The sequence below is a fragment of the Bradyrhizobium sp. LTSP857 genome, from assembly GCF_000938285.1.
Classification (GTDB): domain Bacteria; phylum Pseudomonadota; class Alphaproteobacteria; order Rhizobiales; family Xanthobacteraceae; genus Bradyrhizobium.
The window spans coordinates 1-19,020 of record NZ_JYMS01000016.1 but is presented as its reverse complement, the minus strand read 5'-3'; the positions used below and the strand labels follow the sequence as shown (position 1 = coordinate 19,020).

Genomic DNA, 19,020 nt, shown 5'->3' with positions numbered 1-19,020 from the left:
ATGGCAATGTTTAAGAAATCGGTAAGCTCGCTTCTCCTGACGCTGATGGCCCTGCTGGCGGCCGGTGCGCTGGCCTCTACGGCAATCCAGATGGTCGGGGCTTTCGGCCGCTACAGCGACAGTCTTGAAACTGCGCGACTTGCCGCTGCTGACAAGTCGATCTTCCAGGGCGTGCTCGCACTGCGCAACAATCGCGGTGACGCCCAGAGCGCGCTGCTCGGCGAGGATGACGCGCGAGCGAAACTCGAAGCGGCGGAGAAGGCCGAACTGGCCGGTTATGAGGCTGTCGGTGCGGCCCTCGCCACTGTCGATTTCGCTCGACGCGACGAGTTCGCGAGCACGCTGAAGCAGCGCTGGACTGAAGCCGCGCCGCAATTCCAACTGTTTTATGATGAGGCCAAGCGCCCGCGCGCCGAGCGCAAGATGGAGCGCACCGGCGCCTGGTATGATGCCGTCACGAAGGTGATAGATACGGCCAACCTTGCTTCCACCGCGGTCTCGAACCGCGCCTGGATGAACGATCCCTTCATCGCGCGCATGATCCAGGTCCGCCGCCTCGCCTGGCAGGTGCGCGACCGCTACGGCATCCAATGCTCGACGCTGCGTCCGAACGTCAACACCAGCAAGCCGCTCGACGAGGCCCAGAAGCAGACCCTGGCGAACTGGAACGGAGTCATTGCTGCGGGCTGGTCCGGCATGGACGACCTGCTGGCCGCGCCCGACGTGGCTGCGGACATGGTCACCGCCGCAAAGGACGCGCGGGCCAAGACCGACGGCGTACTCAAGCAGATCGGCGATCTCACCAAGAATCTTGACGGCAGCGGCAAGCCAGCGATGGCCGCCGCGGAGTGGAACGTGCTGTGCCAGTCGCCATTCGCCTTCATCGTCGCAGTCGCCACCAAGGCGCTCGATCAGTCGATCGCGCGCGCCGAGACGGTGCAGGCGAAGGCGCTCACCAACCTCGTCGTGCAATCGCTCGCCTTCCTGATGGCGCTCGCCGTGACCTTGGCTGGTGTGTACGTGGTGCGCAATCGCCTGATGCGCCCGGTCCGTGCCATCCTCGACGCCATCGCCCGGATCGGTGCGCGCGACTACGCAACGCCGGTTCCGCAATCCAGATATCCTGACGAGTTCGGCACCATGGCCGCCGCGCTGGAAAGCCTGCGCGAGAGTGCCGCGACCGCGGAGCGTCTGGGCCAGGAGCGCGAATCGCAGCAGGCGCTGCAACTCGCGCGTTCCGGCACCGTGGATGACGCGTGCCGCAGTTTTGACGACACCGTGCAGGCGGTCATCCACAGCGTTGTCGCGTCGGCCAAGGAGCTCGATGCGACCGCGACCGACGTGCGCACGCTGGTCTCGGAGTCGACCAGCCAGACCGCGGCGGTCTCCAACGCGGCCGAGCAGGCCACCAACAATCTCGAGACCATCGCGGCCGCGACCGAGGAACTCTCTGCCTCCGTCGGCGAAATCTCCGCGCAGGTGCAGTCCAGCGCGCGCGAGGCCCGCGAAGCTGTATCGCAGGCCGCGCAGACCAACGCCACCGTCGAGATACTCGACCAAACGGCGAGCCGCATCGGCGAGGTCGTGAAGATGATCAACGCCATCGCCGGCCAGACCAATTTGCTGGCGCTGAATGCCACCATCGAGGCCGCCCGCGCCGGCGAAGCCGGTCGCGGCTTTGCCGTCGTTGCCGGCGAGGTCAAGAGCCTCGCGTCGCAGACGGCAACAGCGACGGAAGAAATCTCCCGGCAGGTCGCCGAGATCCAGGGCGCTACGGGCCAGGCTGTCGCCGCCATCCGCTCCATCGGCGGTTCGATCAGCGGTATCGACGAGAAGATGACGGCGATTGCGGCGGCCGTGGAACAGCAGCGCGCGGCCACCACCGAGATATCGCGCAACTTCCAGCAGGCCGCCCAAGGCACCCGCGAGGTCACCGATACCATCGGTAGCGTCGCCAAGCTCAACCAGGAGACCGGCAACGCCGGCACGGTGCTGTCCCAGTCCGTGAAGAAGATGTCGGCCGATGCCGACCGCCTCCGCGTCGCGGTCGAGGGCTTCCTCGGCGCGGTGAAGACCGCATAACTCCCACATTCTCTGTTCCAACGGCGCATGGATCGGCATTGCCGCCGATCCATGCGCCGAGTACATCTGTGACGTCGGGCGCGTGCGGCGACAGACAAGTTCATCAGGGACGGAGAGTTCGATGCCGGTGACGCCCCACAACAAGGCCCAGCGCCCCTATCGCGGCGTGTTCCCGGTCGTGCCCACCATCTTCGACGAGCGCGGCGAGCTCGACCTCGACGGACAGCGTCGCTGCGTCGATTTCATGATCGATGCCGGCTCGCACGGCCTCTGTATCCTCGCGAACTTTTCCGAGCAATTCGTGCTCACCGATGCCGAGCGCGAGACCGTGATGCATGCGGTGCTGGAGCATGTGTCGGGCCGGGTGCCTGTGATCGTCACCACCACCCATTTCAGCTCGGCCGTGTGCGCGGCGCGCAGCCAGCAGGCTGAAGCTGCGGGCGCCGCCATGGTCATGGTCATGCCGCCGTATCATGGCGCGACCTTCCGGGTGCCTGAAAAAGGCGTCGTCGAATTCTTCAAGGTGCTCTCGGGCGCGATCAATATTCCCATCATGATCCAGGATGCGCCGGTCGCCGGCACGCCGCTGTCGGTCGAGCTGCTGGCGCGGCTGTCGCACGAATTCTCCAACATCCGCTATTTCAAGATCGAGGTGCCCGGCGCAGCCGCAAAGCTGCGAAGCCTGATCGAGGCGGGTGGCAAGGACATCGAAGGCCCCTGGGACGGCGAGGAAGCGATCACGCTGCTCGCCGATCTCGACGCCGGCGCGACCGGTGCGATGACGGGCGGCGGCTATCCCGACGGCATCCGCCAGATCATCGATCCCTATTTCGCAGGCCGACGCGAGGAGGCGAAGGCCGCCTATGAGCGCTGGCTGCCGCTGATCAACTACGAGAACCGCCAGTGCGGCCTGATCGCCTGCAAGGTCATGATGCAGGCCGGCGGCGTGATTAAGTCGGACACCGTGCGGCACCCGCTGCAGTCACTGCATCCGGCAACGCGCGCGGGGTTGCTGGAGCTCGCGAAGGAGCGCGATGCGCTGGCGTTGCGGTGGGGGAAGTAGAGTCACACACTCCGCAGCCGTAGGGTGGGCAAAGCGAAGCGTGCCCACCAACTTGTCAGCCGAAAAGAGTGGTGGGCACGGCGCTCCGCGCCTTTGCTCACCCTACGAAGGTGGGGCCAACGTCCACTCGCCGATGATGCGAAACCGCGCCTTGGCATCATCCTGCTTGAACAGCGCGATACGGTCGACGGCCAGCGTATCGAGACCGAGCCGCGCAAACCGCCTGCGCAGCATCTCCAGAATCGGCGCCCGCCGCTCCGCGTCCAGCCGGCCCGTCAGCGTCATGTGAAAGCGGAATTCTTCCATCACGTAAGGGTAGCCCCAGCGATCGAGATAGTCGCGTTGCCGCGCGCTGAGCTTCTCGGGCTTGCGCCGCGCGCGGTCCTCCGCGCTCAGGGGGGCGCGGAAGGAATCGAAATCGCGGACGCAATCGGCAGCGAGCTGCTGGAGATCGCCGACCGGCGCGGCCGGAATGACGGCGATGAAGCCGCTGATGGAATCGACGACCGGGCGGATCAGCGGAATCGTCCGCGCCTGGCCGGCGAATGTCGCGCAGGCCGCCATAAGTTCGGCTTCGGTCTTGCCTGGCGCCAGCGCCATCGGCGCCTTCAGCGTGGCGTGAAAGCCGTATTTGCGGGGATCGGCGGTGATGTCGCGCCAGTCCGGCGCCGTGCGCAGCGGCTCGTCCGGAAATGGCATCTCATTGCCGGTGTGGGCGTCGTAGCCGAGCAATTCCGCGCCGAAGTGCGAGAGCGCGCTGTCGGCGTCGGCCGCGAAATAGACCGCGTAGCGAGGAAAACCTGTCATCACCTCAGCATAACCAATTTATGCCGCGGCGACAGTCTCGCGCGACGTCGCCGCCGCGCCAAGCAACCGCGTCGCATCGGTCAGATGCACGAGCCGACCTGCCGCAATCACCGCAACGAGCCGCGGCCGCAGCGGAATGCTATCATCGACCAGCAGGATATCGGCCCGACGCCCCAGAGCGAGCACGCCGCGATCGGTCAGGCCGGTGGCTTGCGCGGGTGCCGCCGAGACCAGCTTCCAGGCCTCCGTCAGCGGCAGCACGCCGTCGGCGGCGAGCCTGAAGGCGGCAAGCAGCGGCGCGGGATAGTAGTAGTCCGAGGCCAGCACCGAGCAGAGCCCTTTTGCGATCATGTCCGACGCCCTGGTCCAGCCGGTGTGGCTGCCGCCGCGCAGGACGTTCGGCGCGCCGTAGACGATAGCGTCGCCGGCGTTTGCCGCTTCCCGCGCCGTCTCCTCGTTGATCGGAAACTCGGCAAGCGTCACGCCGAGGCTGCGAAAACCCTGGCGCATCGCCGGTGTCGCATCGTCATGCGAGAGCATGCGCACCTCGGCCGCGCGGGCAGCAGCAGCGAGCCGGGCGATCGAAGCCGGAACATCGGCGGCGCGCGACACGATGTGCGCCACCAGCGTGTCGAAATCCTCGCTCGACAGCCCGGTGCGCTCCACCATGCGGTTGCGCTTGCGCGGCTTGGCCATGTCGCCGATGGTGCCGTCCATATGGTCGTTGAAGGCGAACAGGTCGACGCGGCCCTCGGCCAGCCACTGGCTGATCTCGTCCTCGGCATCGAGATTGTAGGTCTCGTGCCGCAGGTGGAAGCGGGTGTCGGCTGCGAATTGCGGGCGCTGCCGCTCGATCGCCTCCAGCAGGCGCCGGGCATTGTCGCCGCTGCGAAGGCCCGGCTCCCACGACCAGGTCGTGGCGTGAAACACCGTGGTGATGCCGTTGCTGATGACCTGACGATCCGTGTCGGCGAGCGCGACGTCGATCGGGAAGTCGACGCCGGCGCGGGGCATCATCTGCCGCTCGAAGGCGTCGCCATGCAGATCGACGATGCCGGGCAAGACCAGCAGGTTGCGGGCATCGATCGCCAGCCGCGCGCGAGTGCGAGACGTATCGATTTGCGCAATGTCCGTTCCGGATACGGCGATTGAGGTTTCGACGAGCTCGGAGCCGATCAGGGCCCGGCCGCCTTCAAGGAAAATGTCTGTCACGCGACCGCGCTTCGTTTGCTGGCAGAGGAATGTGCCCCTGCTTCGTATGTCGTCAGGAAATCTTCAATCGTGAGCTTGCGGAAATCGGGCAGTGCTGCACGCAATTTGTCGTGATCCCAGTCCCACCAGGCCAGCTTCGCAAGCCGTCCCGCAACCTCTTCCGAGAACCGCCGCCGCACGATCCGCGCCGGATTGCCGGCGACGATGGTGTAGGCCGGCACGTCCTTGGTGACGATGGCGCCGGCGGCGATCACTGCGCCGGTGCCGATATTGCGGCCGGGCAGCAGGATCGCGCCGTGGCCGATCCAGACGTCATGGCCGATATGGACGTGATGCTGGCGCCGCCAGTCGAAGAAGTCGGTGTCGTCGCTCTCACCCGGGAAATAGGCGCTGGAGCGATAGGTGAAATGCGCCTGCGTGGCGCGGTGCATCGGATGATTGCCGGGATTGATGCGCGTCATCGCCGCGATCGAGCAAAATTTTCCGATGGTCGTGTAGGTGATCTGCGCATCGTTCACGACGTAGGAGTAATCGCCCATCGTCACTTCGTTCAGGATCGTGCGCGCGCCGACCTCGGTATAGGCCCCGAGCCGGGTCTCATGCAGCTTCGCGGAAGGGTCGATGGTCGGTTGGACCGAAAGCGCTTTGGCGGCCATGGTGTAATCCAAAAGACTGAGGCAGGCGGTTCTCTTCGAGCGGCTTGATGACAACGTCATGACGGCGCGATGACAGGGGATGAGGTGTGTAGCATCGCCGCACCGCAGCGTGCGTGTCACACAAGTGTCAAGCGCCGGCGTTAGCGGTTGGTCCCAGCTACTCTGGAGCCCTGCATGCTGGTGGTTGAAGGTCTGACGTGCCGCTTCGGCGCAAAAGCCGCGGTGGACGACGCTTCGTTTCAAATCTCTCTCGGCGGCTTCGTCGGCGTGATCGGGCGTTCCGGCGCCGGCAAGTCGACCATGCTGCGCATGATCAATCGCCTCGCGACGCCGACGCAGGGCCGCATCCTGTTCGACGGCGTCGACGTCACCGCGCTACGCGGCAAGGAGCTGCGGCAGTGGCGGGCGCGGTCGGCGATGATCTTCCAGCAATTCAACCTGGTCGGCCGGCTCGATGTGCTGACCAACGTGCTGATGGGCCGCCTTGCCAAGATGCCAACCTGGCGCTCGCTGTCGCAGACCTGGCCTGAGCAGGACAAGGCGATGGCGATGTCTGCGCTCGAACAGTTCGACATCGCCTCGCTCGCCGCCCAGCGTGCCGATCAGCTCTCCGGCGGTCAGCAGCAGCGCGTGGCGATCGCGCGCGCGCTGGTCCAGCAACCCGACATCATCCTCGCCGACGAGCCGATCGCCTCGCTCGATCCGCGCAATACCAAGATCGTGATGGATGCGCTGCTGCGCATCAACAAGCATTTCGGCATCACCGTGATCTGCAATTTGCACTCGCTCGATCTGGCGCGCAGCTATTGCGACCGCCTGATCGGCATGTCGGCCGGCCGTGTGGTGTTCGACGGCGCGCCGGCGGCGCTGACCGATCTCGTTGCACGTGAGCTCTACGATCTCGAAGCCACCGACGTCATGGGTGGCACGCCTGCGCCGGTGCCCGAAGGTATCCCGGCGCTCGGCACCGCCGCGGCCGCTTGAGCCGCATCAGTATTTTCAGTTTTGCGTCAACCGATCCCAACCGATGAAGAAGGTATCATGATCACTCGCAGATTAGTCCTCGCCGGCGCAGCCGCGCTCGCCTTCACCGCCTCCGCTTCCGCCGAAGACTGGAAAGCCAAATATCCCGAACTGACCTTCGCGGTCATTCCGGCGGAAAACGCCTCGGGCGTGACCGAGCGCTGGGCGCCGTTCATGAGCTATCTCTCCAAGGAATTGGGCGTGAAGGTCACGCTGCGCGTCGCCAACGACTACGCTGCTGTCATCGAAGGCCAGCGCGCCGGCAACATCCACATTGCGAGCTATGGCTCGGCCTCGTTCGCGCGCGCCCGCTTGACCGGCGTCAAGACCGACGCCTTTGCCAACGACATCAACGCCGACGGCTCGACCGGCTACTACTCGGTGTTCTTCGTCAAGGCCAGCAGCCCCTACAAGAGCATCGATCAGCTCAAGGGCAAGAACCTCGGCCTCGTCGACCCGAACTCGACCTCCGGCAACAACGTGCCGCGCTTCGAGCTCGACAAGATGGGCATCGCGGACGCCGACACCTATTTCGGCAAGGTCGTCTTCACCGGCAGCCATGAGAACGCAATCCTGGCGCTGGCGCAGGGCACGGTCGACGTTGCGGCCAACCAGTGGACCAACGATGACGATTCGACGTTGGCGCAGATGCTGACCAAGAACATGCTGAAGAATGCAGACGGCTCGCCGATGAAGAAGGACGATTTCCGCATCATCCACAAGTCGGCGCCGATCATCAATGGCCCCTACGCCTATAACTCCGACCTGCCGGAAGATGCCAAGGCGGCGATCGCGAAGGCGTTCTTCGACGCGCCGGCCAAGGACAAGGCGGCCTTCGATCGCCTCCAAGACGGCCAAAAGAAGGGTTTTCATCCCGCCACCACCAAGGACTGGGATGGCACGATCGAGCTGATCAAGTTCGTCGATGCGCTGCGTAAGAAGAAGGCGTCCTGAGTTTTGGGACGACGCACGGGAGCCGGGTCATGGACCCGGCTCTTTCTCTTTTGACGGACCACGTTCCATTCAATGACGGTTGCGGTTTCGATCCTCCCCGAGCAACAGCTCGCAGCGCTGAACGCCGCTTATAACCAGGCGGTCGCGCGCAAGCGGCTGCGCCTTCTGCTTGGGGTCGCGCTGTTTGTCGCAGCGCTGGTTCTCGCCGCGATCGGTGCGGAAGTGAACCTGCGGACCCTGTTCACCTACTTCGGCAACTTCCTCAGCTATTTCGACCGCATCTTCACGCTCGACAACGGCCAGCGCGTTTGGACCGATGTCGGCGAATGGCTGTGGGGCTGGCGCAAATGGCTGAAGATGCTGGGCGAGACCTTGTTGATCAGCTACGTCGGCACGCTGACCGGAGCGGTGTTCGCCTTCGCCCTCAACTTCTTCGCGGCTGAAAACACCTCGCCCGGGCCATGGCTGCGCTTCGTGGTGCGGCGCCTGCTCGAATTCGCCCGCACCGTCCCCGGCATCGTGTTTGCGCTGATCTTTGTCATCGCCTTCGGCCTCGGGCCGATGGCCGGCGTGCTCGCGATCGCGATCCACTCCACGGGCACGCTTGGAAAACTGTTTTCCGAGATCGTCGAGAACGCCGACATGAAGCCGGTCGAAGGTATTCGCTCGACCGGCGCAAGCTGGCTTTCCTGCATGCGCTTCGCCATCGTGCCGCAGGTGACCGCAGGCTACGCCAGCTATGCGCTGCTGCGCTTCGAGATCAATGTCCGCGAGGCCTCCGTCATGGGCTTCGTCGGCGCCGGCGGTATCGGCCAGGAACTCGTCGTTGCCATCCGAAAATTCTACTATTCGGACGTCAGCGCTATCCTGCTCATGATCATTGTCACCGTCTTCATCATCGACATCTCGACCGGCTGGCTGCGTGGCCGCCTGTTCGGCAAGGAGGCGCGGACGTGACGGGGCCGCAGGAGGTCGATACCGCGCAGATCCGCGCGCGCTATCCCGATGTGTTCGACCGCCCGGCCTCGGCGCGGCTTGCGACCCCGGCAATGATTGTCGCGGCGCTCGGCATTTTCATCTACGGCCTGGTCGATCTCGATTTCTCTCCGTCGCGCTTCATCGCCGGTCTCAGCCAGCTTGGCTGGATCAGCATGATGATGATCCCGCCCGATCCCGGCTCTTCCCTGCCGATCTATCTGAAGGCGCTCGGCGAAACCCTGTCCATCGCGCTGCTCGGCACCACGCTGGCCGCAATATTCGCGCTGCCGGTCAGTCTGCTCGCGGCGCGCAATGTCGTCCCGAACATCCTGCGCTTCCCCGTGCGCCGCTTCCTCGATTCGATCCGCGGCGTCGATACGCTGATCTGGGCGCTGGTGTGGATCAACGTGGTCGGGCTCGGCCCGTTCGCCGGCGTGCTCGCCATCGCCGTGTCGGATTTCGGCGCCTTCGGCAAGCTGTTCTCCGAGGCGATCGAGGGCGCCGACCAGAAACAGGTCGAGGGCATCCGCGCGTCCGGCGGCAGCGCCTTGCATGAGATCCGTTTCGGCCTGTTGCCGCAGGTGCTGCCAGTGATCGCGGGCCAGGTGCTCTATTTCATCGAATCCAACACCCGCTCGGCCACCATCATCGGCATCGTCGGCGCCGGCGGCATCGGCCTTCAGCTCGCAGAGCAGATCCGCGTGCTGGAATGGCAGAAAGTGTCGTTCCTGATCCTGATGATTCTGGTCGCGGTCGCTGCGATCGATTTCATTTCGAGCAAGCTGCGCTTTGCGATTATCGGGCGGCGGGCGGTGGCGTAATCGCCGGTGCCGTAGGGTGGGCAAAGCGAAGCGTGCCCACCATTTTTACGAACGCTTGGAAAGATGGTGGGCACGGCGCAAGAGCGCCTTTGCCCACCCTACGAGTCCGGATTCGTGGAGAGAGCGCTCCCCTACGGCTCCACCAGAAACTCCACCCGCTCCGCCACAAACCGCGAATGCTTGGTCACCAGCGGCTTGCCGTCGAGATCGAGATCGGTGGCGTCGACCACCAGGATCGGCCGTCCCAGCGGCAGATCGAGTCGCGCGGCGTCGGTGGCGTCGACGATGCCGGCGGTGATCCGGGTCGCGCCGCGGCGATAGTCGCGGACGCCGTAATGCTCGAGCATCTTTGTCATCGAGCGCGTCGCCGCGAATACGACTCCCGCATTCGGAAACAGTTCTGCCGACAGCCAGGTGGTGGACACACAGATCGGCGTGCGGTCGGCGAGGCGAATGGCCTCGATCCGGACTAGTGGCGCGCCGATCTTCAAGCCCAGCTCCCGCGCGAGTTCGCGGGTCGCGACGTCTTCGGACGCCTCGATCAACTGGCCCCGCGGCTCGCGGCCGCCGGCGCCGACGATCTCGGAGAAGCGCGTGCGCGAGCGCAGCGGATAGGCGAGTTTCTGCGCCTCGACATAAGTTCCGCTGCCGCGCTCGGCGCGTACCAGGCCGCGCTCGGCAAGGGCTGCGAGCGCACGCCGCACGGTGTGGCGGTTCACCCGATAGGTTTCGGCGATCTCCATCTCGCCCGGAAGCTTGTCGCCTGCGGCGAAGCGACCGTCGGCGATGCCGCGCTCGATGCCGTCGGCAACGAGGCGCCACAGCGCGACGCCTGAAGAGGCGGTGTCCTGCATGCTCATGTTGCCGGTCAGCCTAGCCCGAAAATCACACCTTTGTCACGAAACAGTCATGGCGCTTCCGTATCAAGTTGTCTATTATCATAGACAACTTGAATTCGACAAGGTCGGTGGTTTCGGTGACCCAGCACACTACCCAGCAAGCCCAGCGCAAGGCCGCCATGGCCGTGCTGGCGCACGCGGAGGCGGGCGAGATCGCCGCTCGCCTCCGCGCGATTCCCCTGCCTGGCCATCAGGATCTGCGCGAGCCGGAAAACGGCCTGGTGATGCTGCGCGGCCGGGTCGGCGGCGACGGCGCGCCGTTCAACCTCGGCGAGGCCACGATGTCGCGCGCGGCGGTGCGGCTTGCGAGCGGCGAAGTCGGCTTCGGCTACACCCTCGGGCGCGACGGTGAGAAGGCGCGGCTCATTGCGCTGTGCGATGCGCTGGTGCAGTCGCAGGATTTTGGCGCGACCGTCGAACGCGATGTAATCGCACCGTTGCGCGAGCAGCTTATGATTCGGCGCAAGCAGGCGGCCGAAGAGACCGCTGCGACGAAGGTTGATTTCTACACCATGGTGCGCGGTGAGGGGTGAGGCCATGACCACGATTGCGGAACTGCCGCCCGGTTTCGTCGACAAGGTGTTGTCGGCGCAATCGACCTTTCGCTCAGTCATGGACGCGATGGCGCGACCGGGCTCGGTCCAGCGCATTGTGCCTATGGCGGGAACGCCTGACACGATGATGCGCGGCACGGCTGCGATCGCGCTGACGCTGTTCGACCACGATACGCCGCTCTGGCTCGATGCGCGGATGTCGGAAAGTTCCGACGTCGTGAAATGGCTGAAATTCCACACCGGCGCACCAGTCATCCAGGATTCCTCGATCGCGAGCTTCGCGCTGATCAGCGATGGCGCCTCGCTTCCGGCGCTGGAGCGCTTCGCGCTCGGCACCAGCGAATATCCGGATCGTTCGACCACGGTGATCATTCAGGTCGAGAGCCTGGACCGAGGACGGAGCTTTGAGCTGCGCGGCCCCGGCATCGACGGTGTCGCGACGCTCCAGGCAACCATCAAGCCGGCCGATCTGTTCGAGCGGCTGCGTATGAACGAGGCGCTGTTCCCACGCGGTATCGATTTGGTTCTGGTCGCCGATGACGCCGTGGTTGCGATCCCGCGCACCACGCGCGTCGTGAGCAAGGGAAGCTGAAGCATGTATGTCGCAGTCAAAGGCGGCGAACGCGCCATCGAGAACGCCCATCGCTTGCTCGCCAATGCGCGGCGCGGCGACCAGAGCGTTCCGGAAGTCTCGCTCGACCAGATTTCGGAGCAGCTTGGCCTCGCCGTGGATCGTGTCATGAGCGAGGGCTCGCTCTATGATCGCGAGCTTGCAGCACTCGCGATCAAGCAGGCGCGCGGCGATCTGATCGAAGCGATCTTCCTGGTCCGCGCCTTCCGCGCCACATTGCCGCGCTTCGGCGCCAGCGAGCCGGTCGATACCGGCGCGATGCGGGTGCAGCGGCGGGTGTCGTCGACCTTCAAGGACATCCCCGGCGGCCAGATCCTCGGGCCGACCTTCGACTACACGCATCGGCTGCTTGATCCCGCGCTCGCCGAAGGTTTTGTGCCTGAAGTGCCGGCAACGGGCGAGGCCTCGACGGCGCCGACGCCGCGCGTGACCGATATCCTGGGCCGCGATGGGTTGATTGAATCCTCGCCGCAAGCCGAAGACGGCGCCAGCGTCGGCGATCTGACCCGCGAGCCGCTGAATTTTCCGGCGGACCGCGACCTGCGCCTGCAAAATCTCGCGCGCGGTGACGAAGGGTTTCTGCTGGCGATGGGCTATTCCACCCAGCGCGGCTATGGCCGAAACCATCCCTTCGCCGGCGAGATCCGCTTCGGCGAGGTCGAGGTCGAATTCGCCGCGGAAGACGTCGGCTTTGCCGTGCCGCTCGGCTCCATCGAGCTCACCGAATGCCAGATGGTCAACCAGTTCAAGGGTTCTGCGACGGAAGCGCCGTGCTTCACCCGCGGCTATGGCTTGGCCTTCGGCCAGAGCGAGCGCAAGACCATGTCGATGGCGCTGGTCGATCGTGCGCTGCGGGCCCGCGAGCTAGGGGAAGAGGTCGGAGCCCCGGCGCAAGATGAAGAATTCATAATGTCGCATTCGGACAACGTCCAGGCGACGGGCTTCGTCGAGCACTTGAAGCTGCCGCATTATGTCGACTTCCAGTCCGAGCTCGGCCTCCTGCGCAAGCTGCGCAAGGAATTTGCCGATGCCAATGCGCCTGATGCTATGAAGGAGGCCGCGGAATGAACGCGCCCGCCTACAATTTCGCCTATCTCGACGAACAGACCAAACGGATGATCCGCCGCGCGATCCTCAAGGCGATCGCGATCCCCGGCTATCAGGTGCCGTTCGCCAGCCGCGAAATGCCGATGCCCTATGGCTGGGGCACCGGCGGCGTGCAGGTCACCGCGGCGATCCTCGGGCCCCAGGACGTGCTGAAGGTGATCGACCAGGGCTCCGACGACACCACCAACGCAATCTCGATCCGCAAATTCTTCGCCAAGACCGCTGGCGTTGCCACAACGACGGCGACGGAAGATGCAACCGTAATCCAGACCCGTCACCGCATCCCGGAGACGGCGCTGCACGAAAACCAGGTGCTGGTCTATCAGGTCCCGATCCCGGAGCCGCTGCGCTTCCTCGAGCCGCGCGAGACCGAGACGCGGCGGATGCATGCGCTCGCCGAATACGGCCTGATGCATGTGAAGCTTTATGAGGACATCGCGCGCTTCGGCCACATCGCGACGGCCTACGCCTATCCGGTGAAGGTCAACGCGCGCTATGTGATGGATCCGTCGCCGACGCCGAAATTCGACAATCCCAAGATGGACAATTGCCCGGCGCTGCAATTGTTCGGCGCGGGACGTGAGAAGCGCATCTATGCGATCCCGCCCTACACGCAGGTGGTGTCGCTCGATTTCGAGGATCACCCGTTCGAGCCTTATCGCTTCAACGCGCCTTGCGCGCTCTGTGCGGCAGAAAATTCCTATCTCGACGAAATCGTCACCGACGACAAGGGCGGGCGCATGTTCGTCTGCTCGGATACGGACTTTTGCGAAGGCCGCCAGGCCGCCGGCCATCACGGCAGCCTGAGCGCTGCGCCGTATAAGGACAAGGCGCAGGAGAAGTCGAATGGCTGATCAGAACGCGCTTGAGCACGACGAGCCCTTGCTGGTCGCAAAATCCCTCAGCAAGTCCTACGGCCGCATCGCCGCGTGCCGCGACGTGTCCTTCTCGCTCTATCCCGGCGAGGTGCTGGCGATCGTCGGTGAATCCGGGTCGGGCAAGTCGACGCTGCTCCAGCTCCTGTCCGGCCAGCTCGCCGCCAGCGGCGGGCATGTGTCCTATCGGATGCGCGACGGCGTCACCCGCGATCTCGCCACGCTCGGCGAAGCCGAGCGGCGCTTCCTGTTCCGCACTGATTGGGGTTTTGTGCATCAGGACCCCGCGCAGGGCCTGCGCATGGCGGTCTCGGCCGGCGCCAATGTCGGTGAGCGGCTGATGGCGGTTGGCTGGAATCACTACGGCCGCATCCGCGACACCGCGTCCGACTGGCTCACCCGTGTCGAGATCGACGTCGCGCGCATCGACGATGCGCCGCGCACCTATTCCGGCGGCATGCGCCAGCGCCTCCAGATCGCGCGCAACCTCGTCACCGAGCCGCGGCTGGTGTTCATGGACGAGCCGACCGGCGGCCTCGACGTGTCTGTGCAGGCACGCCTGCTCGACCTCCTGCGCAGCCTCGTCGCCGAGCTGAATCTCGCCGTCATCATCGTGACGCATGATCTCGCGGTCGCGCGGTTGCTGTCGCATCGCGTGATGGTGATGAAGGGTGGCCGCGTCATCGAGACCGGCCTCACCGACCAGGTGCTCGACGATCCCCGCGAGCCCTATACGCAACTCCTCGTTTCCTCGATCCTGCCGCCATAAGTCTTCCAAGATGAGCCTTCCAATGACCGCCATGATCGATATCACTGACGCCAAGAAGACCTTTACGATGCACCTGCAAGGCGGCATCGAATTGCCGGTGGTGAGCGGCGTGACCTTTCACGTCGACCCGGGCGAATGCGTTGTGCTGTCCGGGCCGTCCGGTGCCGGCAAATCGTCGATCCTGAAAATGATCTTCGGCAATTACCGCTGCGACTCCGGCCGCATCGGCATCCGCCACCGCGGCGAGGTGATCGATCTGGCCACTGCCGAGCCGCGGCAGGTCCTCAATGTCCGCCGCGCTACCATCGGCTATGTGAGCCAGTTCCTGCGCGCGGTGCCGCGGGTTGCGACCGTCGACGTCGTCGCGGAGCCCTTGATCGTGAACGGAATGGCTCGAGCCGACGCGCAAGCGCGTGCGGGAGAGCTTCTGCATCGTCTCAACATCCCCGAGCGGCTGTGGCAGCTTCCGCCCGCGACGTTCTCCGGCGGCGAGCAGCAGCGCGTCAACATCGCGCGCGGCTTCATCTCGGAGTTGCCGATCCTGCTGCTCGACGAGCCGACCGCCTCGCTCGATGCCGCGAACCGCGCTGTCGTGGTCGAGCTGATCGCCGAGAAGAAGCGCCAGGGCGTTGCCATGGTCGCGATCGTCCATGACGACGAGATCCGCCATCTGATTGCCGATCGCATCGTCGACGTCACCAGCTTTGCCGCCGCGGCCTGAAGGAAGAGAACGATATGAAGCCGAAGGACACCGTGATCGCCAACGCCAGGATCGTGCTGGCTGACCGGGTGATCGAGCAGGGCTGGCTTGCTCTCGCGGATGGACGCATCGCCGAGATCGGTGAGGGCAGGGCGCCCGCGGGCGCCGACGACGCCGGCGGCGATTTGATCATGCCGGGCCTGATCGAGCTCCATACCGATCATCTCGAAGCGCATTACGTGCCGCGGCCAAAGGTGTTCTGGAATCCGGTCGCAGCCGTCATCTCCTATGACGGCCAGCTCGCCACATCGGGCATCACCACCGTGTTCGATTCGCTTCGGGTCTGGCGCGAGGACGGCGCCGAGGAGGTCGATGGTCGTGCCGGCGTGCTCGCCGCGGCGATCACGACTGCGCGTGATGGCGATCTGCTGCGCGCCGACCACTTCCTGCATCTGCGCTGCGAGATCCCGATGCCGAGCGTGGTCGAGGAGGCCAAGGAGCTGATCGACCGTCCCGACGTGCGGCTGATGTCGCTGATGGACCACACGCCCGGCCAGCGTCAGTTCCGCGATGAAGGCAAGCTCCGCGATTATTATCGTGGCAAGGGTGGCGGCAAGACCGACGCCGAGCTCGACGAATTGTTCGCAAAACGCTTCGAGTATCAGAAGGCCTATGCCGAGACCAACATGCGCCAGATCGTTGCGCTGGCGCATCAGTACAAAATTCCGCTCGCCAGCCACGACGACACCACTGAGGAGAATGTCGTGGATGCGGTGCGCGACGGCGTTTCGGTGGCGGAATTCCCAACCACGTTAGAGGCTGCGCGCGGCCTGCACCACGCCGGCATTGGCATCCTGATGGGCGCGCCCAACGTCGTGCGCGGCGGCTCGCATTCCGGCAATATCGCCGCGGTCGATCTCGCCCGCGAGGGCCTGCTCGACATCCTGTCGTCGGACTACATCCCGTCCAGCCTCCTGATGGCCGCGCTGCAATTGCCGGAGCACGTGCCCGCAATCAGCCTGCCGGCAGCGGTTCGTACCGTGACGAAAGCGCCCGCCGAGGCGGTGGGCCTGTCCGATCGCGGCGAGATCGCGGTCGGCAAGCGCGCCGATTTGATCCGCGTGCATGTCGCGGGCAGCGTTCCCGTCGTTCGCAGCGTCTGGCGCGAAGGGGGCCGTGTCGCATGAGCGAGACCGTCACGACGGCAGCGGAGCAGGCGGGCGCGATTGGGCCCGGTCGGCTTGTGCTCGTGGTCGGCCCGAGCGGTGCCGGCAAGGACACGCTGCTGCGTCTGGCGCAGGCGGCCTGTGTCGATGATCACGATGTCGTCTTCCCGCGCCGTGTCGTGACGCGCGAATCCTCCGCTGACGAAGACAATGTCGCGCTCGGTCCCGACGAATTCCGTCGCGCGCGCGAGCAGGGCGAGTTCGCCATGTCCTGGGACGCGCACGGGCACTCCTATGCCCTGCCGCTCGACATCAACGACGACATCCGCGCCGGCCGCGCCGTCGTCGTCAACGTCTCGCGCACCGTGATTGCCGCGCTGCGCGAGGCCTATGCCAACGTCGTCGTGGTCGCGATCACGGCGCCGCCGGACGTGCTGGCGCAGCGGCTTGCCGCGCGCGCCCGTCACAGCGATGGCAATATCACAGAGCGCCTCGCGCGCAGCGTCGATGACACCGCTGCGCAGGCCGATGTCACTATCCTCAACGCCGGCAGCGCGGACTATCACGGCCGCCAGCTTGTGCGCGTAATCAGGAATGAATGCTGGCGCGACTAGCCCGGCACAACCAGGAGAGGGCGGAATGACGGTGATCAAGACGGTCGAAGAGCTAGAGGCCATCTACGGCGCCGTCGGTGACGCCTCGACCGTGAAAGTCGCTGACCACGTTACCCCGCTCTACCGCATCTTCATCGAGAAGGCGCCATTTGCAGCGCTTGCCACCATCGGGCCGGAGGGCATCGATTGCTCGCCGCGCGGCGATCTCCCTGGCTTCGTGCGCATCCATGATCGGCGGACCCTGATGCTGCCGGATCGCCGCGGCAACAACCGGGTCGATTCGTTGCGCAACATCGTGCGCGATCCCCGCGTGTCGTTGATGTTCCTGATCCCCGGCTCCGGCAACGCCGTTCGCGCCAATGGCCGTGCCCATCTCTCGGTCGATCCGGATCTGTTGGCTTCGTTCAAGGTCGAGGGCAAGGCGCCGCGCAGCGTCATGGTGATGAATGTGGAAGAAATCTACTTCCAGTGCGCCCGCGCCATCGTCCGCTCCGATCTCTGGAATCCGGACAAGCGCATCGACCCGAAGGCGCTGCCGACGCCGGGTCAGATCCTCGCCGAGATGAGCCAGAACACGGTCGGTGGCGACGAGTACGACCGCGTCTGGCCCGAGCGCGCAGCCGCGACGATGTGGTGAGCGTTTTCTTCCCTCTCCCCTTGTGGGAGAGGGTGGCTCGCCGCGTTAGCGGCGAGACGGGTGAGGGGTCTCTATCCTCCCGAAAAGCGTTGCGCGTGGAGAGAACCCCTCATCCGGCGCTTTGCGCCACCTTCTCCCGCAAGGGGAGAAGGAAGATCGCTGTCCAGACCGGATAGATAGGTAACACAGTAGACCGGATGGATAGGTGACAGTTCTCTGTCGGCTGGGAGGATCAGCCGATGCCTTGGCGAGAGAGCTGCGCAATGGACCAGCGGGTTAACTTCATCGCGGATCAGCGAAGCGGATTGTGGACGATGACGGAGCTGTGCGACCGCTACGAGATTAGTCGCAAGACCGGTTACAAATGGTTGGACCGCTACCGGTTGGAAGGGGCTGGAGGGCTTGCGGATCGCTCGCACGCCGTGCGGGTGCATGGGCGAGCGACGCCGCAGCACATCGTGGATGCGATTGTGGGACTCCGGCTTGAGCGGCCGAGCTGGGGACCGCGCAAGATCGTAAGCAAGCTTGAGGCTCACCAAGGGGATATCGATTGGCCGTCGGCCTCGACGGCAGGCCAGATTCTCAAACGAGCGGGACTGGTTAGTAGCCGTCGGGCTCGGCGACGTGCGCCACCGCGTGTGGGTCAACTGACGGTGCCTCAGCATGCCAACCATGTATGGGCCCTCGATCACAAGGGCTGGATTCGTCTGGGCGACGGCTCTCGCGTTGAACCCTTCACGGTGACCGATGGCTTCAGCCGTTATTTGATTAGTTTGGCAGCGACGGGCAGCACGCAATATGCCGAGTGCCAACCGCCGCTGGAGCGGGCGTTTCGCGAGTACGGCTTGCCGCAGATCATCCGCTCCGACAACGGCTCGCCGTTCGCCTCGACTGGGACCACGGGTCTGACGGCGCTGTCGGTATGGTGGATCAAGCTTGGCATCCGCCATGAACGGATTGATCCTGGCTATCCGCAGCAGAACGGCCGACACGAGCGTTTTCACCTCACGCTTCTGGAAGCCATGCGGCCACCGCCGCCAACCCAGGCCGCGCAGGCCCGTCGCTTCGCGGCATTTGTGCGCGATTACAACGAAGAACGGCCGCACGAGTCGCTTGGCCAGCACCCACCTGCGAGCGTCTATCAGCCTTCGGCTCGTGCGATGCCAAGGCGGCTTCCCGAGCCGGATTATCCAGCCGAAGCCGCGGTGCGCCAGGTCCGCTCCAACGGCGAGATCAAATGGCGTGGTGACCTCATCCACATCTGCAGCGCTCTCGACGGTGAAGCGGTTGCCGTCGAGGAAACCGAGGACGGATCCTGGCAAGTGCGCTTCTTCGACGTGCCGATCGGCATCATCGACCAGAAAACACGCAAGCTGCGGCGCTGCGCTAGCGCAGCGCCGCAGCCGACCAAATCATGAACCAGTGTCACCCATCCATCCGGTCTGTTCTGTTACCCATCCATCCGCTGGACA

At 65.0% G+C, this 19,020-nt stretch carries 20 protein-coding genes; 16 read left to right on the top strand and 4 right to left on the bottom strand.

The genetic code is table 11. The annotated features are described in order from the left end of the window. Positions 1-2,082 carry a methyl-accepting chemotaxis protein gene (locus UP06_RS07765; RefSeq protein ID WP_045001856.1) on the top strand — a complete coding sequence of 694 codons (2,082 nt, stop codon included), beginning with the start codon at positions 1-3 and terminating at the stop codon, positions 2,080-2,082. Positions 2,083-2,203: 121 nt separating this feature from the next. Then, on the top strand, positions 2,204-3,145 hold the full coding sequence (locus UP06_RS07760) for a dihydrodipicolinate synthase family protein (protein WP_045001855.1): 942 nt from the start codon (positions 2,204-2,206) through the stop codon (positions 3,143-3,145). 102 nt (positions 3,146-3,247) lie between these two features. Here the strand turns inward: UP06_RS07760 and UP06_RS07755 are convergent, their stop codons facing one another. The 3 genes from UP06_RS07755 to UP06_RS07745 are packed head-to-tail and all read right to left on the bottom strand — an operon-like array spanning position 3,248 to position 5,820. Continuing rightward, positions 3,248-3,952 (bottom strand): DUF1045 domain-containing protein, encoded by a 705-nt coding sequence (locus tag UP06_RS07755; protein WP_045001852.1) that lies wholly within the window; start codon positions 3,950-3,952, stop codon positions 3,248-3,250. 18 nt (positions 3,953-3,970) lie between these two features. Beyond that, complete coding sequence (locus UP06_RS07750; protein WP_045001851.1) at positions 3,971-5,164, bottom strand: alpha-D-ribose 1-methylphosphonate 5-triphosphate diphosphatase; 1,194 nt, start codon at positions 5,162-5,164, stop codon at positions 3,971-3,973. Beyond that, positions 5,161-5,820, bottom strand: coding sequence for an LbetaH domain-containing protein (locus UP06_RS07745; protein ID WP_045001960.1), 660 nt, complete (start codon positions 5,818-5,820; stop codon positions 5,161-5,163). Before UP06_RS07745 ends, UP06_RS07750 begins: the two co-directional genes overlap by 4 nt. A 174-nt stretch (positions 5,821-5,994) precedes the next feature. On the opposite strand from UP06_RS07745, the gene phnC reads away from it, so the two are divergent. The 4 genes from phnC (at position 5,995) to phnE (UP06_RS07725) (ending at position 9,596) form a co-directional block, all read left to right on the top strand. Next, positions 5,995-6,804: a phosphonate ABC transporter ATP-binding protein gene (phnC, locus tag UP06_RS07740; protein ID WP_045001850.1), complete on the top strand. Its 810-nt coding sequence runs from the start codon at positions 5,995-5,997 to the stop codon at positions 6,802-6,804. Positions 6,805-6,861: 57 nt separating this feature from the next. Then, entirely contained in the window at positions 6,862-7,797 is a 936-nt protein-coding gene (phnD, locus tag UP06_RS07735; RefSeq protein WP_045001849.1) for a phosphonate ABC transporter substrate-binding protein, read from the top strand. A gap of 72 nt (positions 7,798-7,869) precedes the next feature. Beyond that, a complete protein-coding gene (gene phnE, locus UP06_RS07730) occupies positions 7,870-8,754 on the top strand; it encodes a phosphonate ABC transporter, permease protein PhnE (RefSeq protein WP_045001848.1) in 885 nt (294 codons plus the stop codon). Next, complete coding sequence (gene phnE, locus UP06_RS07725; RefSeq protein ID WP_045001847.1) at positions 8,751-9,596, top strand: phosphonate ABC transporter, permease protein PhnE; 846 nt, start codon at positions 8,751-8,753, stop codon at positions 9,594-9,596. Before phnE (UP06_RS07730) ends, phnE (UP06_RS07725) begins: the two co-directional genes overlap by 4 nt. A 131-nt stretch (positions 9,597-9,727) precedes the next feature. Here phnE (UP06_RS07725) and phnF read toward each other — a convergent pair whose 3' ends face one another. After that, positions 9,728-10,456 carry a phosphonate metabolism transcriptional regulator PhnF gene (phnF, locus tag UP06_RS07720; protein ID WP_045001846.1) on the bottom strand — a complete coding sequence of 243 codons (729 nt, stop codon included), beginning with the start codon at positions 10,454-10,456 and terminating at the stop codon, positions 9,728-9,730. A gap of 158 nt (positions 10,457-10,614) precedes the next feature. Here phnF and phnG point away from each other — a divergent pair, with 158 nt between their 5' ends. The 10 genes from phnG to UP06_RS07670 all read left to right on the top strand — a co-directional run bounded on the left by phnG (position 10,615) and on the right by UP06_RS07670 (position 18,966). Continuing rightward, positions 10,615-11,028, top strand: coding sequence for a phosphonate C-P lyase system protein PhnG (gene phnG / locus UP06_RS07715; RefSeq protein WP_045001845.1), 414 nt, complete (start codon positions 10,615-10,617; stop codon positions 11,026-11,028). Between the two features lie 4 nt (positions 11,029-11,032). After that, complete coding sequence (phnH, locus tag UP06_RS07710; protein WP_045001844.1) at positions 11,033-11,641, top strand: phosphonate C-P lyase system protein PhnH; 609 nt, start codon at positions 11,033-11,035, stop codon at positions 11,639-11,641. Between the two features lie 3 nt (positions 11,642-11,644). Next, on the top strand, positions 11,645-12,748 hold the full coding sequence (locus tag UP06_RS07705) for a carbon-phosphorus lyase complex subunit (RefSeq protein WP_045001843.1): 1,104 nt from the start codon (positions 11,645-11,647) through the stop codon (positions 12,746-12,748). Continuing rightward, the gene (locus UP06_RS07700; RefSeq protein WP_045001842.1) at positions 12,745-13,641 is read left to right on the top strand and encodes an alpha-D-ribose 1-methylphosphonate 5-phosphate C-P-lyase PhnJ; all 897 of its coding nucleotides are present in this window, start codon (positions 12,745-12,747) and stop codon (positions 13,639-13,641) included. The genes UP06_RS07705 and UP06_RS07700 overlap by 4 nt, the downstream gene beginning before the upstream one ends. After that, positions 13,634-14,431: a phosphonate C-P lyase system protein PhnK gene (gene phnK, locus UP06_RS07695; RefSeq protein WP_045001841.1), complete on the top strand. Its 798-nt coding sequence runs from the start codon at positions 13,634-13,636 to the stop codon at positions 14,429-14,431. The genes UP06_RS07700 and phnK overlap by 8 nt, the downstream gene beginning before the upstream one ends. Before the next feature lie 22 nt (positions 14,432-14,453). Then, positions 14,454-15,152, top strand: a complete 699-nt coding sequence (gene phnL, locus UP06_RS07690) for a phosphonate C-P lyase system protein PhnL (RefSeq protein WP_045001840.1) — start codon at positions 14,454-14,456, stop codon at positions 15,150-15,152. A gap of 14 nt (positions 15,153-15,166) precedes the next feature. After that, positions 15,167-16,318: an alpha-D-ribose 1-methylphosphonate 5-triphosphate diphosphatase gene (locus UP06_RS07685; RefSeq protein ID WP_045001839.1), complete on the top strand. Its 1,152-nt coding sequence runs from the start codon at positions 15,167-15,169 to the stop codon at positions 16,316-16,318. Next, the gene (phnN, locus tag UP06_RS07680) at positions 16,315-16,911 is read left to right on the top strand and encodes a phosphonate metabolism protein/1,5-bisphosphokinase (PRPP-forming) PhnN (protein WP_045001838.1); all 597 of its coding nucleotides are present in this window, start codon (positions 16,315-16,317) and stop codon (positions 16,909-16,911) included. The genes UP06_RS07685 and phnN overlap by 4 nt, the downstream gene beginning before the upstream one ends. A 25-nt stretch (positions 16,912-16,936) precedes the next feature. Continuing rightward, positions 16,937-17,548, top strand: coding sequence for a pyridoxamine 5'-phosphate oxidase family protein (locus tag UP06_RS07675; protein WP_045001836.1), 612 nt, complete (start codon positions 16,937-16,939; stop codon positions 17,546-17,548). A 263-nt stretch (positions 17,549-17,811) separates the two neighbouring features. Further along, the gene (locus UP06_RS07670) at positions 17,812-18,966 is read left to right on the top strand and encodes an integrase core domain-containing protein (RefSeq protein ID WP_063778857.1); all 1,155 of its coding nucleotides are present in this window, start codon (positions 17,812-17,814) and stop codon (positions 18,964-18,966) included. The last annotated feature ends 54 nt before the right edge of the window (positions 18,967-19,020 follow it).

Bases quoted from the DNA above. Each gene is read 5' to 3' on its own strand.
- UP06_RS07755 (WP_045001852.1), bottom strand. From the start codon at position 3,952: ATGACAGGTTTTCCTCGCTACGCGGTCTATTTCGCGGCCGACGCCGAC.
- phnN (WP_045001838.1), top strand. From the start codon at position 16,315: ATGAGCGAGACCGTCACGACGGCAGCGGAGCAGGCGGGCGCGATTGGG.
- UP06_RS07675 (WP_045001836.1), top strand. From the start codon at position 16,937: ATGACGGTGATCAAGACGGTCGAAGAGCTAGAGGCCATCTACGGCGCC.
- UP06_RS07705 (WP_045001843.1), top strand. From the start codon at position 11,645: ATGTATGTCGCAGTCAAAGGCGGCGAACGCGCCATCGAGAACGCCCAT.
- phnL (WP_045001840.1), top strand. From the start codon at position 14,454: ATGACCGCCATGATCGATATCACTGACGCCAAGAAGACCTTTACGATG.
- UP06_RS07745 (WP_045001960.1), bottom strand. From the start codon at position 5,820: ATGGCCGCCAAAGCGCTTTCGGTCCAACCGACCATCGACCCTTCCGCG.
- UP06_RS07700 (WP_045001842.1), top strand. From the start codon at position 12,745: ATGAACGCGCCCGCCTACAATTTCGCCTATCTCGACGAACAGACCAAA.
- phnG (WP_045001845.1), top strand. From the start codon at position 10,615: ATGGCCGTGCTGGCGCACGCGGAGGCGGGCGAGATCGCCGCTCGCCTC.
- phnD (WP_045001849.1), top strand. From the start codon at position 6,862: ATGATCACTCGCAGATTAGTCCTCGCCGGCGCAGCCGCGCTCGCCTTC.
- phnF (WP_045001846.1), bottom strand. From the start codon at position 10,456: ATGAGCATGCAGGACACCGCCTCTTCAGGCGTCGCGCTGTGGCGCCTC.
- phnK (WP_045001841.1), top strand. From the start codon at position 13,634: ATGGCTGATCAGAACGCGCTTGAGCACGACGAGCCCTTGCTGGTCGCA.
- phnE (WP_045001848.1), top strand. From the start codon at position 7,870: ATGACGGTTGCGGTTTCGATCCTCCCCGAGCAACAGCTCGCAGCGCTG.
- phnH (WP_045001844.1), top strand. From the start codon at position 11,033: ATGACCACGATTGCGGAACTGCCGCCCGGTTTCGTCGACAAGGTGTTG.
- UP06_RS07760 (WP_045001855.1), top strand. From the start codon at position 2,204: ATGCCGGTGACGCCCCACAACAAGGCCCAGCGCCCCTATCGCGGCGTG.
- UP06_RS07765 (WP_045001856.1), top strand. From the start codon at position 1: ATGGCAATGTTTAAGAAATCGGTAAGCTCGCTTCTCCTGACGCTGATG.
- UP06_RS07685 (WP_045001839.1), top strand. From the start codon at position 15,167: ATGAAGCCGAAGGACACCGTGATCGCCAACGCCAGGATCGTGCTGGCT.
- UP06_RS07670 (WP_063778857.1), top strand. From the start codon at position 17,812: ATGGACCAGCGGGTTAACTTCATCGCGGATCAGCGAAGCGGATTGTGG.
- phnC (WP_045001850.1), top strand. From the start codon at position 5,995: ATGCTGGTGGTTGAAGGTCTGACGTGCCGCTTCGGCGCAAAAGCCGCG.